Origin of the sequence: Xenorhabdus entomophaga, assembly GCF_037996725.1 — a bacterium.
In the GTDB taxonomy this organism is placed as follows: Bacteria; Pseudomonadota; Gammaproteobacteria; order Enterobacterales; family Enterobacteriaceae; genus Xenorhabdus; species Xenorhabdus khoisanae.
In genome coordinates this window covers 1-18,349 of record NZ_JBBMXH010000096.1, presented here as the reverse complement: position 1 = coordinate 18,349, position 18,349 = coordinate 1, and the positions used below count along the sequence as shown (strand labels likewise).

Here is an 18,349-nt window from a genome sequence, read left to right as displayed (position 1 = left end):
CAGTTGCCAGACCGCAAGGTGTTTTAACAAATCAAAAGGGGTTTTTATAGCAGACTTATAGCTGTAAGCTCTACGGAACCCCCAGCCAAGCTGGGGGTTTTCTATATACAACAAAAACAGCACCCGAAGGTGCTGTTTCAAAAAAGTATTAATGTACTCTTTTCTTTCAGGCCACTTCTGTAGTAGCGGCAATCTGAAATCATCTTTTGCTGTCATGACTCACTGAACTGTGGCATTGGTTGACGGAAGCTACGGGTCACAAAGAACATATAAATGAGACCAAATCCGCCCCAAATCAAACCTAATTCCATCGATTTTGCTTCCAGGTTCATCCACAAAACACCTACTGTCGCTGCCCCCAAAAGTGGCAGGATCAAGAAATTCAAGGTGTCTTTCAGTGTATTATTGCGGCGTTCACGAACATAGAATTGCGAGATCACCGACAAGTTAACGAAAGTAAATGCCACCAGTGCACCAAAATTAATCAATGCAGTTGCAGTCACCAGATTCAACCAACAGGCTGATAGAGCAACGATGCCAACCAATAGGACGTTAATCGCAGGGGTACGCCATTTTGGATGAACATAAGCAAATACTTTCTCAGGCAGTACGCCATCACGCCCCATCACATAAAGCAGTCGGGAAACGCCTGCATGAGCAGCCATACCGGAAGCCATTACAGTGACACAAGAGAAGACTAAAATAATCGCTTGGAATAGTGCCCCTGCGACATACAACATAATTTCCGGCTGAGATTCATCCGGGTTTTTAAACCGCGAAATATCAGGGAAATAGAGTTGTAAGAAATAAGAGACTGCAATGAAGATAACACCACCAATTAATGCGGTCAGGAAAATCGCTTTCGGAATGACCTTTTCCGCATTAGGTGTTTCTTCAGATAAGGAACTGATGCCGTCAAACCCGAGGAAAGAGAAACAAAGTATCGTCGCTCCGGTTATCATTGGAATCAATTTCGCTTCTTCCGACGTAAACGGCCGCATACTGAGCAATGTGCCAGCACCTTCACCATGATGTACGCCGTACATTAATAAGCCAACAAATGCCACTATAACAGCTACCTGCACAACTACGATCAAACCGTTGAGGTTAGCCACAACGTTGATACCACTCAGGTTGAAAACTGTCATTAAAATTGCCAAACCAACAACAAAGATCCAGGGATCAACACCAGGAAAAATGGCTTGAAGATAAATTTTTGCCAGCAGGATATTGATCATCGGCATAAGCAGATAATCCAGCAAAGATGACCAACCTACCATAAACCCAAGATGGGGGTTCATTGATTTTTGTACATATGTATAGGCAGAGCCTGCTGATGGAAAACGTTTTACTAATTTCCCGTAACTTAAAGCTGTAAATAAAATTGCGATCAGTGCGATAGCATAAGATGTCGCGACATGCCCATCCGTTAATTTGGAAACAATGCCAAAAGTATCAAAGATAGTCATTGGCTGTATATAAGCAAGGCCCATCATGACCACCTGAAACAAGGTCAAGGTTTTTCTCAGTTGGACGCGGTTATTGGCACTGGCTTGGTTAGTGCCGAGAGAGATTGAATTATGCGACATGAGCGAAACCTCCCATAACTTCGATTTGGGTACTGATACAACTACTTAATCGATAGTTACTGGGTAGACTTCGCATCTGTCTATAAACAGAAAAGAAAGAAAAATTAGAGGATGGTAAATTAATAGAGCGCCATGCCCCATAGTCATCGTTGCAGCAACGAGCGCCAATCGGCACAAGTGCAAAAGAGAATAATTGCTCCATATTTGCATTCCTCAGTACAGCAACCTTATTTCAATTATGGTTGCTTTTAGTCAGTATCGATCCGGAACAAAATCCGGCCTCTTGGTGTTGTAAAAAATAACTTAACGCAAAAAAAATAACTGATGCATATTTACGCATCAGTTATTTTTAGTGCACGCATTTTGCACTTCGAGTCCAGAAATAGCAAGTGCTATAACACTAAAATCTATTATTTTTTACGACACTACAAAGCCTTAGAGGATAGGCTCTTACTGAGTCAGTGCTGAAATTTAACGCCATCATATCCATTGATTAGACTCTGTAAATTTTTAGCACAGAGCGAAACTATTTGCCAATTGATTATGATGACGTTGATGTCAAAAAAATCATCCCATCATCATAAAATTGATGCGGGATGATTTTATATTACGTCTAAATGTTAAGTATAATGACTAATATTAATAAAAAAGTGAAATATTAATTAAAAATCATAATTGATGCCGATATTGTAACGGCGGCCATCTAGGACTGCATCATGACTTTCTTCAGTTACTCGTTTATCAAAAACATTATAAACCCCACCTAACAAGCGTAGATTTTTAGACAAATTATAAGTCATCCCTAGATCGACAAAAGTATAAGAAGGGGTTCCATCTCTCATACTAGAGCGGTATTGATAGTTTTTTGTTTTACCACGGAAATTGATACGGGTCCATGTATTCAACTCGGATAAAGGTTGCCAGTTCATGGTTGCATTCGCCATATGTGTTGGCATTTTATTTAAAGGCTGTCCTTTGAAATTACCACTTTTTTGTTCAGAATCGGTATAAGTATAGCTTGCAGCCAATGATAGACTCTCAACGATGTCCCAATTTATGGTAGTTTCAACACCACGAATATTAGCTTTATCAACATTTATACGTTTGTTAATAAAATCATACTTATCACCACCTATATTACAATCTTTTTCACAATCTTTAATTTCAGTGATTTTATCTTTGAAATCAGTATTAAATACAGTCACACCAATATTAAAGTTCTCTTGGTTATTCCAGATAATACTAATTTCTTCATTAACACTTTTCTCTGGCTTGAGGTCTGGGTTACCTAAGATCATGCCACTACTGAAACGTCCGCCCGTTGTCTGTCCCCAGTTAGGGGCAACTTGTCTTATATCAGGAGAACGATAACCTGTAGAAATACCACCCTTAACAGTCCATTGCTCATCCGCATGCCATACTCCATATAGACGAGGAGTCCAATGCATGCCGAAATTTTGATCTTTATCTAACCGAATGCCGCCAGTCAGAGCAAAATCATTGATCATTTGCCATTCGTCTTCTGCAACTAATGCCCAACTCCAACGAGTTAACTTATTAACATCTTTGGCTGAAGGTAGTTTGTTACTATTGTCCCGCAAATCTTCATAACGATATTGACCACCAATACTTATTGTATGGTCGTCAAGAACAAACGTCGTATGGTTATTAAATACCGTATCGTTGTTTGTCATTTTACGTTCAGGGTTACGAGATTCATCTCTTTGAATATAAGACGTAGTCGTTCCAAAATCATAAACACCATGATGAGTAATGGAATAATTGTTTCGTTTATAACGGCTTATATCATTTTCACAAGATTTTGGCTGACAGTCGCGAGTCTTACCAATCGTTGAGTCGCGATCTTGTTCATAGCGGGCAGCTTCAAAAGTAAAATCATTTTGTTCATCTGGAGTTAAAGACAGAGCAACAGCACCGTTGCGCATCTCCTGCTCTCTAAATCCACCTAAAAACTTATCTTCATTGCGATGCGAATATAAACCATTTACTCTCAAACCTAGCAATCCCTCAATTACTGGGCCTGCAGCATAAATACTTTTCTGATAGCTGTTACCAGATTTTTTGCTTTCAGTCAGAGTAGCGTCTGCATTCAGAGTTAAATGCCATTTTTTCTGTGCCTTACGAGTAATAACATTAATTACTCCCCCCATAGCATCAGAGCCGTATAAGGAAGACATCGGTCCTCGCACCACTTCAATACGCTCAATTGCGGCCAATGGTGGTAACCATCCCTGTTCAATTCCCGGACCATCACTATTTGGACGGGTGCTACGGGTATCAACGCGCTTACCATCAACTAGAATCATGGTATATTTCGGAGCCATACCACGAATACTAATATCACTACTGCTTCCACCCCCCGTAACAACCACCCCTGGCACATCTTTCAATGCGTCCGTTACATCACGGTAAGCTTTAGTTTCCAACTGTTCACGGCTAACAACTGAAATGGAAGCAGGTGCATCCTCAATTTTTTGCTGGAAACCCGCTGCAGTTGTTACAACTATTTTATCTTCACCACCATTAGCTGCATTAACAGTCAAAACAGTGCTGGATGAGATAGCAGCAATAATGCCTAATACGATTTTTTTCTTTGCAAAAACAGCCATTCCCGATTCTCCAAAAGGTAGAATAGAATTAATTTAAATTAATATGGATAATCGACATACACCCGCAACACAGGGATAAATATCTATCCCTGTCAGTGTCATGCTTATTAAATTAATGACTTTTTAATTTAATAAAAAAGTTTATATCTTTTATTATTCTAACTCGCCAATTCCGTCACCAAACCATCAATTAATACTTGTGGTACACCCTGAGAACAACGCTCAATTCGGCCTTTGATACCATAAACCTCAGCCAAACTATCAGGTGTAATAACCTGTTCAGGTGCACCTTCAGAAATTAATTGACCTTTCTTTAGCATTAATACATGGTCTGCATGACGCAATGCAATATTTATATCGTGAACAACAACAACAGTAATAATATTACGACGTTTCGTTTCGCGTGCAACCAAATCCATGACGTGATACTGGTAATTTAAATCCAGCGCACTTAATGGTTCATCAAGTAATAACAGAGCTGGATGGCGGATTAATGACTGAGCCAATCCAACCAACTGTTTCTGACCACCCGATAATTGATCCAAGTAGCTAAGAGCCAAATGATCGATACCGAGCTGGCGTAGCAGCTCCATGACTTCTTTCTCACACTGGCTATTGCTTACACCACCTGATGCTCGCTGAGCAACAATCACAGATTCGAGTACGTGGAGATGAACGCCCGCTGGTAACGATTGAGGCAAATACACCACGCTTTTTGCGCGTTGGGCAAAATTCATCTGCATCAAATCCTGCCCATCCAGCAGTAGTTCACCACTGGCTTTATTCAAACCCGCCAGAGCACGTAATAGCGTGGATTTTCCACAGCCATTCGGCCCCAGCAATACAGTAATTTGACCACGCGGCAATGGCTTAACATCCAAATTCTGAATGACAGGATGTTTCGGATAACCCGTTATCAGACGATTTATTTTTAGCCCCTGACTCATACATTCCCCCTATGGCGTAAAACTATGCTAAGGAAGAAAGGCACACCCACTAACGATGTCACGATCCCCACCGGTATAATGACACCCGGAATTAGGTTCTTAGAGACAATGGAGGTCATCGACAAAACCAATGCGCCAATTAATGCACTCGCAGGCAGGAAGAAACGATGATCTTCACCAAACATTATTCTGGCGATATGAGGGGCCACCAGCCCGATAAAAGCAATTGGCCCAACAAACGCAACCGCTAATGCAGTCAGGATACTAATACGCAGTAATGTTCCTAAACGAAGATAGCTGATATTGATTCCAAAGCTGGTAGCGCGATCTTCTCCCAAGCGCAACGCGGTCAATTTCCAGGAATTGCTCATTGAGATAGGCATAATAATGGAAAAGGCCAGCATCATAACGCCCAGTTTTTCCCATGTCGCCCTGGAAAGACTTCCCATCGTCCAGAAGACCAAACCCTGTAAGGTATCTTCCGTGGCGATAAATTGCATCATAGAAACCAGCGCATCGAAGGTAAATACCATCGCAATGCCGAATAATACAACACCGGAAGTTGCCACTCTTGTCCAGCGGGTAATGCCATCAAGCATCAACGCGGCCAGCAATGCAAAAAGAAAAGCATTTGCCGAGATGAACCACTGATCCGGAATGCCGGGAATACCAATTCCAAGCACAATCGCCAATGCCGCACCAAAAGAAGCGGCATGGGAAACACCCAAAGTAAACGGGCTGGCTAATGGGTTATTCAGGATTGTCTGCATTTCAGCACCGGCCAGCCCGAGAGACAGGCCAATCACTACCGCCATCAGAGCATAGGGTAATCGGATATCCCAAACAATCACCCGGGTTGCTGCGTTAACACTTTCCGGTGAAATCAGTGTTTGCCAAAGGGTTTGCAGTGATAACCCCGATGGCCCTATTGTAAAATCCAGTACGACAGAAGTGCCAATCACCAAAATGATGAACAATATCCATGCAACACGTCGACGCAGGATATGACGATAATGTGCTTTTATATCGCACTCATTTAATTTCTGTTTCACCATTGGCATAGGCTCGGTAGTGACGCTCATTTTTATTACCTGTTACTACTTATTTCTCACTAACCCAATACGTACCTGCTGGTTCAACAGCCAAGAATTTATTGTGAAGCTCTTTCAGTGTTTGCTGTGGATCTAAGTCAGCAAATTTTTCAGGATAGAACCATTTGGCAAAAACTTGCGTAACAACAACATTATAAGGAGAGTTGTAGTAGTGGTGCCAAATAGCATAGCTACGGCCTTCTTTCACTGCGGTTAACGTGTTGATGCCATTACGTTCAGTGATGGCTTTTAGTCCAGCACGGGCAATATCTGCGGAAGTCTGGGCTCCCATTTTAATGCCCTCATCTTTATCACCCGGATCTTGTGCACCACTCGCAATGTAGATATAAGGATCATCGGCAATCACTTTTTCCAGATTCATTGTACCCAATGGAGATGGCAATACATTTTTGGCAATGTTTTTGCCTCCAGCCAAGTCAATGAAATTCCCCATATTGCCGTTACCTGCCGTACCACAGCAATCTTCGCTGGAGCCAGCTCTTAACTCAATAAATACGAAAGGCTTCTCAGCTTCTGGTATACGATCAGTAATATCAGTTACCAGTTTCAGATTTTTTTCATAAAAATCGGCGTAAGCATTTGCTTGTTCTTCACGGTGCAGGATTTTGCCCAGCATACGGAGGCTAGGTAATGTGTTTTTCAAAGGATCATTGCGGAAATCGACAAAAACAACCGGAACACCCGCTTTTTCCAACTGTTTTACCAGTTCGCTGTTTTTTCCGGGACCATGCCCAGACAGACCGAAAATAGCAACGTCAGGATTCAGTGTAAGTACTTTTTCAGAACTGACACTATCCGCGCTGGTATTACCAATCAGGGGAATGTTATCGATTTCAGGGAATTTAGCTTTATAGATGGCGTAAGTTTGTGGATCTAACTTGCGGAAATCACCTTGCCAGCCAGCAATACGAGCCAGAGGTTTATCTCCTTCCAACAGTGCAACAGAATGGAATAGACGACCTTCGCCCAACAAAATCCGGTTGACTTTCTCAGGCACTTCTACAGTACGTCCAGCAACATCAGTGACTGTTTCAGCCCAAGATGCAAAACTTGCCATCATGGCGGAGCCTGCTATCAGACTGACACCCATACTTTTCACGACTGCTCGAAATACAAACTTCACTTTAGTTAGCCTCTTCATGCAACAATTGTGGCGCTAACAATAAAGCAAATAAGAATACTTATCAATGCGATTGATTCGGTGTATCCCAAATTTACAGTCTATATTTTCCCCCTAATCCCCTGAAAAATAAAAACTGCCGATTCCATCACAGAACAGGCAGCCTTTTGTCACATAAAAGTCATAATGTTGTAATCAATGAATATCAATCCATTGAATATTTATTCACAATTATTCTTTATTGGTGTATGTGAATACTGGAAATTCCATCTCATTATACTTAACAAAGCGGGTTTTCTTTTTCAATTTGTAACCAAACCAAATAATAAGAAATAATGGAATACCAATGTACGTTGCAATAACGCCATACCAATCAATCTTATCTTGCAGAAACGCCTGATAGTTCTGCCCTAATGTGATTGCCAGACACAAGATAAAGGCAAAAATTGGCCCAATAGGGAAGAAACCGGAACGATATGGCAGATCATTCAGATCCAGTCCGCGCGCAACATAGCCTTTACGGAAACGGTAATGACTGATTGCAATTCCTAACCAAGCAATAAACCCGGTCATTCCTGAGGTATTCAATAACCACAGATAAACGGTTTGGTTGCCAAACATAGAGCTGAGGAAACACAATCCTGCCACCACAGTGGTTACATAAAGTGCATTACGTGGAACCCCACCTTTCGACAAATGACCAAAAATTTTCGGTGCCTTACCTTCTCTTGCGAGTGTGAACAGCATTCGGGTAGAGGCATACATTCCTGAATTCCCTGCCGAAAGCACAGCAGTCAATATCACTGCATTCATTATGGCAGCGGCTGACAGCAATCCAGCATTTTGAAATACCAATGTGAATGGACTGACACTGATATCTTTCACCCCATTACGCAATAAGCTTGGATCAGTGTAAGGAATGATTAGGCTGATAATCAAAATGGCGAACACATAAAACAACAGGATACGCCAGAATACTTTACGCACCGCACGAGGAATGTTTTTCGCCGGATCTTTGGATTCTCCGGCGGTGATCCCAATCAATTCTGTGCCCTGAAAGGAAAAACCGACAATCATGGCAACGCCAATCATAGCAGCAAAACCACCTGCAAATGGCGCATCATCAACGGCCCAATTATGCCAGCCAGCCCCCTCAGCACCTTTCATAATGCCGGCGATCATCAGAATACCGACGATGATAAACACAATAACCGTAGAGACTTTAATCAAGGAGAACCAATATTCTGCTTCACCAAAGCCTTTAACAGAGATGAAATTCAACAAAAAAACCAGGCCAAGGAACAACGCACTCCATATCCAGCCGGGAACATCAGTAAACCAATACCCCATAACTAATTGTGCAGCGACAAGGTCAACAGCAATCGTCACCGCCCAGTTATACCAGTAGTTCCAGCCCAATGCGAAACCAAAACCTTCATCCACATATTTGGAGCCATAGGTTGAAAATGATCCCGAAACCGGCATGTACGCAGCCAATTCGCCTAAACTGGTCATCAAGAAATAGACCATTAGGCCAATTAAGGCATAGGAAAGTAAAGCTCCACCTGGACCAGCCTGAGAAATAGTTGCGCCTGAGGCAACAAATAATCCCGTACCAATTGATCCACCGATGGCAATCATTGCCATATGTCGTGCTTTTAATTCACGGCGCAGGTTTTTCGGAGCCTGATCCCGTGGCGTACACTGTTCTTGAGACATTCTATTCCTATATCATTAAAATAACTTTAATGCGGAATTGTAACAAATCCTCGTTTCCAGAATAGCGGCGATTCGTGGTTATAAGATACCTTCATAATCCATAACCAATTATAAGCTACACGATTATGCTCTTAACATTAGCGACAATAATTCAGTAACTTTTGCAGTGCATTGGACATATGTTTCTGGCGATGGTAAATCAAGTACAGGTTGCGATTGAGGCTAAGCCCAGGGATTATGAGCTCTGCTAACGTCCCGCTTTTTAGTTGCTCTTGAACGACTTTCCGTGAAAGGCAACTGATCCCCATTCCATATTGAACTGCATGTTTGATGGCTTCCGAATTCCCCAATTCCATTGCGATATTGAACCGAGGAATTTGTGAGAATAAAAGATGATCTAACACTTCTCTGGTTCCTGATCCTTTTTCCCTCAATATCCAAGGTGCTGTAATCAAATCCTCAATAGTAAGATCACGCTGCAATAATGAGCTTTCCGGCGAAGAAAAGATAATTAGCTCATCTTTCATCCACGGTTGAGTGATCAATTCGGGGTCATGGCACAAACCTTCAATCAATCCCAGGTCGACACGAAATTCTGCCACTGCCTTTATGACATCTTCAGTATTGCCGATATTCAATTCCAATGGTGTATCAGGGTAATCCTGACGATATTTAGCCAGCATTTCAGGCAACATGTAATTACCAATTGTGCTACTGGCCGCTAGTCGCAATGCCCCCAATTCAAGTTTGAAAAGCTGTTCTACTTCACCAACCTGTTCAAGCAATGCTAATGCCTTAGGGTAGAGCAAACGCCCATGTTCATTAGTCACCAGACGTTTCCCCACTCTATCAAACAGCCGTACTCCTAACTGTCCTTCGAGATCTGTCAGTGAAGCACTCACCGCAGATTGTGATAACGCTAACTGCTGAGAAGCCTGTGTCGTTGAACCACTTTTCAGAACTTCTGCAAAAATCTCCAGTTGTCTCAGAGTGATACGCATATGGCCTCACGGGAAGCAAAATAAGTTGAAAGGTAGTCTTGATTTTAGACAGTATTATGCAACTTAACAAAAGTCACCCACAATTAACTACTTTTAGTGGTTTTATATATAAAAATTATCAATTTTATTGATTTTAAGATTGGCTATATGCTTATTCCCAAAGCACATAAGCAATAGAGTAGCCAAATGTCTGAAACTCAATTCGGCGAACCAGAAAAAAGCCACCAACACATCGCAATAAAATTAATTCCTGGATTCATCTTAACCGCAATCCTGACTGCCTTCGCTATCTATATTGGTAATATTCCGTGGTTTATAAACATGGGATTAGGCGTCCTGACACTCGCTATTTTGTTAGGAATTTGTGTCGGCAACATACTATATCCTTTTTTAAAACCCACTTGTGATAGTGGCGTTCATGTTTCCAAACACTATTTGTTGCGGGCGGGCATTATTCTTTACGGGTTTCGATTAACGTTCCAACAAATCACCGATGTAGGTGCAACAGGAATACTGATTGATGTCATTATGCTTTCTTCAACTTTTTTTATCGCCTTATGGGTTGGACGCTCTTTTTTTCAGTTGGATAATCAAACCGTCATTCTGATTGGTGCCGGCAGCAGCATTTGTGGCGCTGCGGCTGTTATGGCAACAGAACCCGTTGTCAAAGCCGCTGCCAGCAAAGTTGCAGTGGCTGTATCTACTGTGGTAATTTTTGGCACGCTTGCAATCTTTATCTATCCGTGGTTTTACCAGCTCAATGCCCATTACCAGTGGTTTAACTTTTCTCAGGAAACATTTGGTATCTTTTCTGGTTCAACCGTTCATGAAGTCGCTCAAATTGTCGCTATTGGGCATACATTAGGAAGCGATGCTGAAAATGCGGCCGTCATTAGCAAGATGATCCGCGTGATGTTGTTGGCACCATTCTTGTTGCTACTTTCCAGTTATATCAGCCGCATGAAAACACCACATTGCCAGACCAATCAAAAAAAATCCCCAATCACCATTCCATGGTTTGCTGTGTTCTTTATTGCGACAGCAGGTTTCAATTCCTTTCATTTATTACCTGAATCCCTTATTAACAATATCATTGCCATAGATACCATCATGCTGGCAATGGCAATGGTTGCTTTAGGCTTAACCACACATATCAGCGCCATTCGTCAGGCGGGAGTTAAGCCCATTTTATTGGCACTCATCTTGTTTATTTGGCTAATGGTGGGAGGACTAATCATCAATCAGGGCATTCAGCATTTATTTAGCTAATCCAGCATGAAGAGGATCTAACTCTCAGTTGAATTGACTGTTGCCGGCAAAATTGTATCAACGGAACAAACAATGCCATAATGACGAGAAAATAGGAGAAAAGAATATGAAATTTGTTGGAGCCCATGTGAGCGCTGCGGGTGGTGTTGATCAGGCGGTGGCCCGAGCCCACGAATTAAAAGCAACAGCATTTGCCCTGTTCACGAAAAATCAGCGCCAGTGGCACGCCCCGCCGCTATCAACAGAAGTTATTGATAAATTCAGGGCAAACTGTGAACGTTATGGTTATGGCAGCCGACAAATTCTTCCCCATGACAGCTACTTAATCAATCTTGGTCATCCTGAAACGGAAGCGCTGGAAAAATCCCGTGCCGCTTTTCTTGATGAAATGCAACGCTGTGAACAGTTAGGCATCGATCTGCTCAACTTCCATCCGGGCAGCCATCTCAATAAAATTGACACAGATAAGTGCCTCGCTCGTATCGCAGAATCCATTAATATCACGTTAGACAAAACACAAGGCGTCATTGCTGTCATCGAGAATACTGCCGGACAAGGAACCAACCTTGGTTTTAAGTTTGAACAACTCGCTGCGATTATTGACGGTGTTGAAGACAAAAATCGTGTTGGCGTCTGTATTGATACCTGCCACGCTTTCGCTGCTGGTTATGATTTACGTACTGAAAAAGATTGTGATGAAACTTTTCAGGCATTCGATAAAATAGTCGGGTTCAAATATCTTAAAGCTATGCATTTGAACGATGCCAAAAGTGAATTTTCCAGCCGTGTTGACCGGCATCACAGTCTTGGCGAAGGCAATATCGGCAAAACGCCTTTCAGCTATATAATGAAAGATGATCGCTTCAATGGTATTCCCTTAGTACTCGAAACGATCAACCCAGATATTTGGGCTCAGGAAATTGCCTGGCTGAAATCCCAACAGAACTGATTATCTGACTGAAGTCAGTTCAATCCTTGACATCATTGAAGCAAGTTCAGTACGGCTTCTAATTCCAACGTTCGACTGGCTGACCGTAAGTGCAGAAACTGCGGTTGCCAGACGCAATGTATGCTCACTGGATTCACGCATCAGCAAACCATAAACCAATCCACCCACCATGGAATCCCCTGCCCCAACAGTGCTGACCACCTCACAATGGGGCGGTTTCGCCAACCATGCGCCAGAGGAATTAACCCATAATGCCCCCTGCTCTCCCAATGATATGACGACATGGGCAATCCCTCTGTTACGTAACTCATGGGCAGCATCAATCACACTGTTCAAATCCGGCAGTGGCTCACCTGCCCAAATTTCCAATTCATGGCGATTGGGTTTTACCAGCCATGGCAATGCGTTGAGACCCGCAACAAAAGCTTCGCGGCTACTGTCAAAAATAATACAAGGGCAACACTGCCGTAGTTCCATCATCCAATCCGAAAACAACTCAGGCGTCACTCCCTCAGGCAAACTGCCACTGACAACAACCATATCAAACTGCCCCAACCACGTGAGAGAATCACTGACAAATTGATTCCACTCTTCTGGCGTCACATGGAAACCGGAAAAATTAAAATCCGTCACTTCACCGTGTTTTTCTGTCAGTTTTACATTGATTCGCGTTCGCCCTGAAACCAAATGGAAGCGATTTACCATATTATTTTCGCTGAAAAACTGCTGAAACCCTTCCTGATTCTCCCGCCCCAAAAAACCGCTGACAGTAACATCAATCCCTAAGTCACGCAGTACCTTCGCAACATTGTTTCCTTTACCAGCAGCATTCAACCCTGCTGTCTGTACACGGTTAACGGTTCCCTTAGTAATATCTGGGCATAAACCAACTAAATCATAAGCTGGATTTAAGGTAATTGTGGCAACTCGGCGGCTCATCTTGCCCGGTTTCTCCTGAATAAGCAGTCATAAGTAACGTTAAGATTTATCTATGTATTTATATCATCAAAATTGAATCGTTTCAGTTAAAATTACGCCTTGATTGATCATTGTGTCACCGCGATATAAAAGTAAAAATATGCTACGACATGATTTCTTGTTAGGTAACAAAAGAAAACTGTTACAGATAGATAAAATCTATCTGAACCAGCGTAATTAGGTACGGTCCGGAGGAATATATCAGTGTCAGTTGTTGTCGGAGTAGGTGTTATTATCGTTAACGATAAGGGTGAAGTTCTATTGGGAAAACGTACCAGCAAACATGCGCCGTATTGGTCAATCTTTGGCGGGCATGTTGATCCTGGTGAAACGTTTGAAAACTGCGCTATTCGTGAAATTCAGGAAGAAATTGGTCTGACAATCCAAAGCCCCAAGGTTTATGGTATTTGCAATAATCTCGAAACTTATCAAGAAGAAGGAAAACACACAGTTTCAGTCTGTTTGCTAGCACAGTATACCGGAGGGGAGCCCAAATTAATGGAACCAGAGAAATGTTCACAACTCATTTGGTGCGATCCTAATCATCTTCCCGAACCTCATTTTGAAGCCAGCCGCAATGCCATTAAGCTATGGCAAAAGGCACAGTTCTATTCGAAAACTTAATATCCCTTAAGGCAGGTTAATTCCAATAACCTGCCTCACCTTTGTATCCAAAATGTAACAACGCGACTTAATTAGCTTCCATAAATATTTGTTTACACATATTATTTATTAATGTATCTTCGCGCTAGTACAAGGTAACACCATTCATCAGGGAGTCTCTATGACCATTGAGGTAACGCAAAATTTAAAACGCCCCTCCATATTTGGCGGTGCGATGATTATTGCCGGTACTGCTATCGGTGCTGGTATGTTTTCCATTCCGATCGTTACTTCAGGCGTGTGGTTTACAGGTTCAATCATTTTGCTGGTATATACCTGCGCATGCCTGTATTGTTCTAGCCTGATGATTATGGAAGCTAATCTGCATTATCCCGCTGGCTCCAGTTTCCATACGGTTACCCAAGATTTACTAGGCAATGGCTGGAGCATCCTGACAGGCTTATCCATCACTTTTGTTCTGTATATCCTGACCTATGCTTATGTTTCAGCAGGAAGCTCAATTATTGTTCACAACATTGGGCATATTATCCCGGTAAAACAACCCGTAGCCGGTCTGATTTTCGCCTTTATCGTTGCCTTCATTGTCTGGTTATCCACGAAAGCTGTAGACCGTTTAAGCACTATCCTGATAGGCGGTATGGTAATCACCTTTATCATGTCTGTCGGTGGTATGTTTACTGAAGTAAAACCAGCTATTTTATTTGATCAAGCCAATACCGAAGCAAATTATTTGCCTTACGCTTTAGTCGCCCTACCTTATCTACTAGCCTCATTTGGCTATCACGGTAATGTTCCCGGGCTTATCAAGTATTATCACAAAGACAGTAAAGCTGTTGCCCGCAGCTTGTTATACGGAACATTAATAACATTAGTCATCTATATTTTGTGGCAGTACGTGATTCAGGGAAACGTTCCCCGTGAAGCTTTCAAACAAATTATTGCGGATGGCGGCAATATTGGTAACTTACTGCAACAAATGGATAATACATCCAACAATGCAACCGTGACCCAGTTCCTGAATGCCTTCTCATATATGGCTCTGGCAAGTTCATTCTTAGGCGTATCGCTGGGGTTGTTTGATTATCTGGCCGACTTTTTTAAATTCAATGACAGTGGCAAAGGTCGTTTTAAGACAGCATTAATTACATTTATTCCACCCACTGTACTGGCACTGATTTTTCCCAATGGCTTTCTGTACGCAATCGGCTTTGCAGGTCTGGCAGCAACCATCTGGGCAGTGATTATCCCTGCGTTAATGGTTCGAGCTAGTCGTAAGCGTTATCCAACTTCTGGCTATCGGGTTCCGGGCGGTAATTTTCTGATTGCCTTTGTTATTCTGTTCGGTTTGATCAATGCGACAGCCCATATTCTCTCTTTGTTTAATTTGTTGCCAACTTATCGCTGATACCTTCCTTATGCCCCAGTATTTTTACTGGGGCATTCATTCAACTCTTGCCTAACAGACCGACTGCGAGTAATTTTGTCGCCACTTGAATATTCATTCCACTATTTCCTCGTTCTTATGGAAGGTATCTATGGCTAAAGCCAATGAAATTAAACGCGGTGCTGCAATCAGCCACAATGGAAAACTACTATTAGTCAAAGACATCGATATTCAGTCTCCTAGCGCACGCGGGGCCAGCACTTTGTATAAAATGCGTTTTACTGATATTCGTACTGGTCAGAAAGTGGAAGAGCGTTTCAAAGGTGATGACATTCTTGAAACCATCACATTAACTCGCCGTAGTGTAAGTTTTTCTTATATTGATGGTGATGAATATATCTTTATGGATGATGAAGATTTCACCCCCTATCACTTCAAGAAAGATCAAATCGAAGAAGAATTACTCTTCATTCCAGAAGAGGGTTTACCGGGAATGCAAGTCCTAACGATGGATGGACAATTACTGGCTCTTGAATTACCACAAACTGTTGATATGGTCATTGAAGAAACATCACCGGGTATTAAAGGCGCATCAGCAAGTGCCAGGACTAAACCCGCAAAAATGAGTACAGGGTTGACTGTTCAAGTTCCTGAATATCTGAGTTCAGGCGAAAAAATCCGCATTCATATTGCTGAACGTCGTTATATGGGACGTTGTGATTAATCCTATACTCTTTAAATATGAGTTGCTCTCTTCGTCGAAATAATACTCGATAAAAAGAGCGACTCATTACCTATTAAATCAGAAATAATCCACATTAACGATTGCCACTCGTTTTTGGTTATCCGTCCACTTCACGCTGGAAACACCAATGTTCCCGGGAAGCATAACATTACCTGTTGTTTTCTTAGTTGAGATGATTTGCTTAACAGTGCGGTTTTTCCCTAACCGATAGCAAGAGATATTAGCTTGGATATTTGATACGACAACTTGACATCCTGGATCAACAATTGCACCAGAAAACCGAATTACTCCTCCATTAGATTCTGCATACCCATAAGAAAGCCATGAAACCAACAAACAGCTAATTAACAATTTAAGATAATTTCGCATGGTCACCTCACTTTCGTTTTTCCATTAACTCAGACTAAGCTACCTTTTATTCCTTCCTCTCCATCATAACTATTTCACATGAAAAAAATACGACATTGACACATTTCATTGATAAATATCAAAAGTGAATCTTTGACTAAAAAACAAAGTTAATATTTTTATTAAATAATTTACAAAAATGTTATTAAAAATCATTTATTGAGCCAAACCACAAATGAATTCTGCAAATTTCATTTATATTATTTAAATAAAACAAACAAGATAATTATATTTAATACATATAATATTTAGTGATAAGTTATAGTAATAATGCCTAATTTCTTATCTTCCCCCACCCATCTGATTTCCTCTGTTCCAATATGCTTTTGAAGAGATAACAGAATCTTCTTATCCTTTTGATATTCAATCACTTTATCTTGAGTTATTTTTTCGCCATTATACCAACAAACCATTTCAGTATGTTCTTCATCCCAACTAAATTGGCATGGAGGATCGACGATAGCACCTTGAAAGTGAATAGTTCCAGAGTTTGAGGTTGACGGAGAATAAGCCATTGCAGGATAAGATAGGGACATAAACAAAAAAGTCGTCATTTTTCGTAACATAAGCAGTCAACCTCCACTACAGGTATTATTATTTTTTTCAATTTTAGCCCCGCGCTAATTTTAAACCAGATAATAGTGTAACGCTCTGCTATCTATATAAATAACGGCAAATGGGAAAATTTCTTTATACTTTTATTTATTCAGACCGTAATTCAACATAATATTCTAATAAGTTTGGATATGAAGGAATCAATTCTTGGTTGTTTAATAATAGTCAGATATCAATGTTGCATCAAATATATATTATCGGTACTGAAATTAGGATTTAGCTATTTTTCCGATATCATTGAACCATTCCCATATTAATGAGAAAAAATTAACCAATTAACTTTAAAAATATGCTGATATAACCATACGTTAACAATTACATCCCACAGCGATTACCCTTTTCAGGAAAGTTTGTTATAGTGCCCCCCTTGTTAATTTGTCTACTAAAACCATTTTACGTGTTAGATAGGTACTTCATGACTCGCAGTCGCCCACTCGCTATACTTATGCTTAATATCCTTGGCATCGCCCTGTTTTTCTCATGGTACTTGCCTGAGAACCACGGCTTTTGGTTTCACATTGATTCTTCTATTTTTTATTTTTTTAATGAGAAACTGCTGCCAAACTCAAAATTTACCCTATTTGTAGCAATCGCCAATGTCAGAGCATTTGACGTGATCTCGCTACTATTTATGGGAATGCTTTATTACAGTGCATTTCGCAAACAAGATTATGCGGGTAAACGCCGACTTTTCATGATTGGCCTTGTTATGCTTATTTCTGCTGTCATCATTAATCAGATAGGTCACCAGATACCAGTCACTCGTCCAAGCCCAACATTGACATTTGAAAACGTCAACCGTATAAACGGCATGACAAGTTGGCATACAAAAGATGCTTCAAAAGACAGTTTTCCGGGTGATCATGGCTTAATGCTATTGATTTTCAGCAGTTTTATTCTACGTTATGTCTCTCGCGGCGCATTCTTTATTGCCCTGCTGATTATGATCACTTTCGCCCTTCCTCGCATTATGGCAGGTGCTCACTGGTTTACAGATATTGCCGTAGGCTCCCTGTCTCTGACGCTGATCGGTATGAGTTGGGTATTACTGACGCCACTTAGTGACAGCATAGCAGAATGGCTGGATAAGAAATTACCGCATATCAGACGAACAAATTAGGCCATAATATTGAGGAGATATCAGCTATCGCTGAGTTAACATATTAAGTGCAACAGGTGAGATATTAAAAGGTGGGAGTCAACTGTGATAAATTTCACAGCTCTCACACCCGAAATAGTAGCCTGATATGCATAAACAA

General features: G+C 41.4%; 17 protein-coding genes. 6 read left to right on the top strand and 11 right to left on the bottom strand.

Annotation, left to right across the window (positions count from 1 at the left end; all coding sequences use genetic code 11):
- The 8 genes from AAC854_RS17350 to yieE all read right to left on the bottom strand — a co-directional run.
- Window positions 1-216, bottom strand: a 216-nt coding sequence (locus AAC854_RS17350) for a hypothetical protein (protein WP_340618218.1), incomplete at its 3' end; no start/stop codon positions are given.
- Window positions 213-1,589 (bottom strand): APC family permease, encoded by a 1,377-nt coding sequence (locus AAC854_RS17345; RefSeq protein ID WP_340618217.1) that lies wholly within the window; start codon window positions 1,587-1,589, stop codon window positions 213-215. The genes AAC854_RS17350 and AAC854_RS17345, both read right to left, overlap by 4 nt.
- A 662-nt stretch (window positions 1,590-2,251) precedes the next feature.
- Window positions 2,252-4,219, bottom strand: coding sequence for a ligand-gated channel protein (locus tag AAC854_RS17335; protein WP_340618216.1), 1,968 nt, complete (start codon window positions 4,217-4,219; stop codon window positions 2,252-2,254).
- Between the two features lie 158 nt (window positions 4,220-4,377).
- Complete coding sequence (locus AAC854_RS17330) at window positions 4,378-5,166, bottom strand: ABC transporter ATP-binding protein (protein ID WP_340618215.1); 789 nt, start codon at window positions 5,164-5,166, stop codon at window positions 4,378-4,380.
- Window positions 5,163-6,248, bottom strand: coding sequence for a FecCD family ABC transporter permease (locus AAC854_RS17325; RefSeq protein WP_340618214.1), 1,086 nt, complete (start codon window positions 6,246-6,248; stop codon window positions 5,163-5,165). Before AAC854_RS17325 ends, AAC854_RS17330 begins: the two co-directional genes overlap by 4 nt.
- Window positions 6,249-6,267: 19 nt before the next feature.
- A complete protein-coding gene (locus AAC854_RS17320; RefSeq protein ID WP_340618213.1) occupies window positions 6,268-7,401 on the bottom strand; it encodes an ABC transporter substrate-binding protein in 1,134 nt (377 codons plus the stop codon).
- A gap of 228 nt (window positions 7,402-7,629) precedes the next feature.
- Window positions 7,630-9,117 carry an amino acid permease gene (locus AAC854_RS17315; RefSeq protein WP_340618212.1) on the bottom strand — a complete coding sequence of 496 codons (1,488 nt, stop codon included), beginning with the start codon at window positions 9,115-9,117 and terminating at the stop codon, window positions 7,630-7,632.
- 137 nt (window positions 9,118-9,254) lie between these two features.
- Window positions 9,255-10,118: a DNA-binding transcriptional regulator YeiE gene (yieE, locus tag AAC854_RS17310; RefSeq protein WP_340618211.1), complete on the bottom strand. Its 864-nt coding sequence runs from the start codon at window positions 10,116-10,118 to the stop codon at window positions 9,255-9,257.
- Between the two features lie 186 nt (window positions 10,119-10,304).
- On the opposite strand from yieE, the gene AAC854_RS17305 reads away from it, so the two are divergent.
- Together AAC854_RS17305 and nfo are read left to right on the top strand one after the other, a co-directional pair.
- On the top strand, window positions 10,305-11,387 hold the full coding sequence (locus tag AAC854_RS17305; protein WP_340618210.1) for a YeiH family protein: 1,083 nt from the start codon (window positions 10,305-10,307) through the stop codon (window positions 11,385-11,387).
- 106 nt (window positions 11,388-11,493) lie between these two features.
- The gene (nfo, locus tag AAC854_RS17300) at window positions 11,494-12,336 is read left to right on the top strand and encodes a deoxyribonuclease IV (protein ID WP_340618209.1); all 843 of its coding nucleotides are present in this window, start codon (window positions 11,494-11,496) and stop codon (window positions 12,334-12,336) included.
- Here nfo and fruK read toward each other — a convergent pair whose 3' ends face one another.
- Window positions 12,337-13,275 carry a 1-phosphofructokinase gene (fruK, locus tag AAC854_RS17295; protein ID WP_340618208.1) on the bottom strand — a complete coding sequence of 313 codons (939 nt, stop codon included), beginning with the start codon at window positions 13,273-13,275 and terminating at the stop codon, window positions 12,337-12,339. It abuts the gene before it with no gap.
- 243 nt (window positions 13,276-13,518) lie between these two features.
- Between fruK and AAC854_RS17290 the strand changes: the two genes are divergently transcribed.
- The 3 genes from AAC854_RS17290 (at window position 13,519) to yeiP (ending at window position 16,046) form a co-directional block, all read left to right on the top strand.
- Window positions 13,519-13,938, top strand: coding sequence for a nucleotide triphosphate diphosphatase NUDT15 (locus AAC854_RS17290; protein WP_340618207.1), 420 nt, complete (start codon window positions 13,519-13,521; stop codon window positions 13,936-13,938).
- A gap of 160 nt (window positions 13,939-14,098) precedes the next feature.
- Entirely contained in the window at window positions 14,099-15,343 is a 1,245-nt protein-coding gene (gene mtr / locus AAC854_RS17285; protein WP_340618206.1) for a tryptophan permease, read from the top strand.
- Between the two features lie 130 nt (window positions 15,344-15,473).
- A complete protein-coding gene (gene yeiP, locus AAC854_RS17280) occupies window positions 15,474-16,046 on the top strand; it encodes an elongation factor P-like protein YeiP (protein WP_340618205.1) in 573 nt (190 codons plus the stop codon).
- Window positions 16,047-16,124: 78 nt separating this feature from the next.
- Here yeiP and AAC854_RS17275 read toward each other — a convergent pair whose 3' ends face one another.
- Both AAC854_RS17275 and AAC854_RS17270 read right to left on the bottom strand, forming a co-directional pair.
- Window positions 16,125-16,436: a type 1 fimbrial protein gene (locus AAC854_RS17275; RefSeq protein ID WP_340618204.1), complete on the bottom strand. Its 312-nt coding sequence runs from the start codon at window positions 16,434-16,436 to the stop codon at window positions 16,125-16,127.
- A gap of 287 nt (window positions 16,437-16,723) precedes the next feature.
- Complete coding sequence (locus AAC854_RS17270; RefSeq protein WP_340618203.1) at window positions 16,724-17,041, bottom strand: type 1 fimbrial protein; 318 nt, start codon at window positions 17,039-17,041, stop codon at window positions 16,724-16,726.
- Between the two features lie 464 nt (window positions 17,042-17,505).
- On the opposite strand from AAC854_RS17270, the gene AAC854_RS17265 reads away from it, so the two are divergent.
- Window positions 17,506-18,210 carry a phosphatase PAP2 family protein gene (locus AAC854_RS17265; RefSeq protein WP_340618202.1) on the top strand — a complete coding sequence of 235 codons (705 nt, stop codon included), beginning with the start codon at window positions 17,506-17,508 and terminating at the stop codon, window positions 18,208-18,210.
- Window positions 18,211-18,349 lie beyond the last annotated feature (139 nt).

Excerpts from the sequence above, each read along its gene's own strand:
- mtr (WP_340618206.1), top strand. The coding sequence starts at position 14,099 with ATGACCATTGAGGTAACGCAAAATTTAAAACGCCCCTCCATATTTGGC.
- AAC854_RS17345 (WP_340618217.1), bottom strand. The coding sequence starts at position 1,589 with ATGTCGCATAATTCAATCTCTCTCGGCACTAACCAAGCCAGTGCCAAT.
- yeiP (WP_340618205.1), top strand. The coding sequence starts at position 15,474 with ATGGCTAAAGCCAATGAAATTAAACGCGGTGCTGCAATCAGCCACAAT.
- AAC854_RS17335 (WP_340618216.1), bottom strand. The coding sequence starts at position 4,219 with ATGGCTGTTTTTGCAAAGAAAAAAATCGTATTAGGCATTATTGCTGCT.
- AAC854_RS17305 (WP_340618210.1), top strand. The coding sequence starts at position 10,305 with ATGTCTGAAACTCAATTCGGCGAACCAGAAAAAAGCCACCAACACATC.
- nfo (WP_340618209.1), top strand. The coding sequence starts at position 11,494 with ATGAAATTTGTTGGAGCCCATGTGAGCGCTGCGGGTGGTGTTGATCAG.
- fruK (WP_340618208.1), bottom strand. The coding sequence starts at position 13,275 with ATGAGCCGCCGAGTTGCCACAATTACCTTAAATCCAGCTTATGATTTA.
- AAC854_RS17330 (WP_340618215.1), bottom strand. The coding sequence starts at position 5,166 with ATGAGTCAGGGGCTAAAAATAAATCGTCTGATAACGGGTTATCCGAAA.
- AAC854_RS17315 (WP_340618212.1), bottom strand. The coding sequence starts at position 9,117 with ATGTCTCAAGAACAGTGTACGCCACGGGATCAGGCTCCGAAAAACCTG.
- AAC854_RS17265 (WP_340618202.1), top strand. The coding sequence starts at position 17,506 with ATGACTCGCAGTCGCCCACTCGCTATACTTATGCTTAATATCCTTGGC.
- AAC854_RS17275 (WP_340618204.1), bottom strand. The coding sequence starts at position 16,436 with ATGCGAAATTATCTTAAATTGTTAATTAGCTGTTTGTTGGTTTCATGG.
- AAC854_RS17325 (WP_340618214.1), bottom strand. The coding sequence starts at position 6,248 with ATGAGCGTCACTACCGAGCCTATGCCAATGGTGAAACAGAAATTAAAT.
- AAC854_RS17270 (WP_340618203.1), bottom strand. The coding sequence starts at position 17,041 with ATGTTACGAAAAATGACGACTTTTTTGTTTATGTCCCTATCTTATCCT.
- yieE (WP_340618211.1), bottom strand. The coding sequence starts at position 10,118 with ATGCGTATCACTCTGAGACAACTGGAGATTTTTGCAGAAGTTCTGAAA.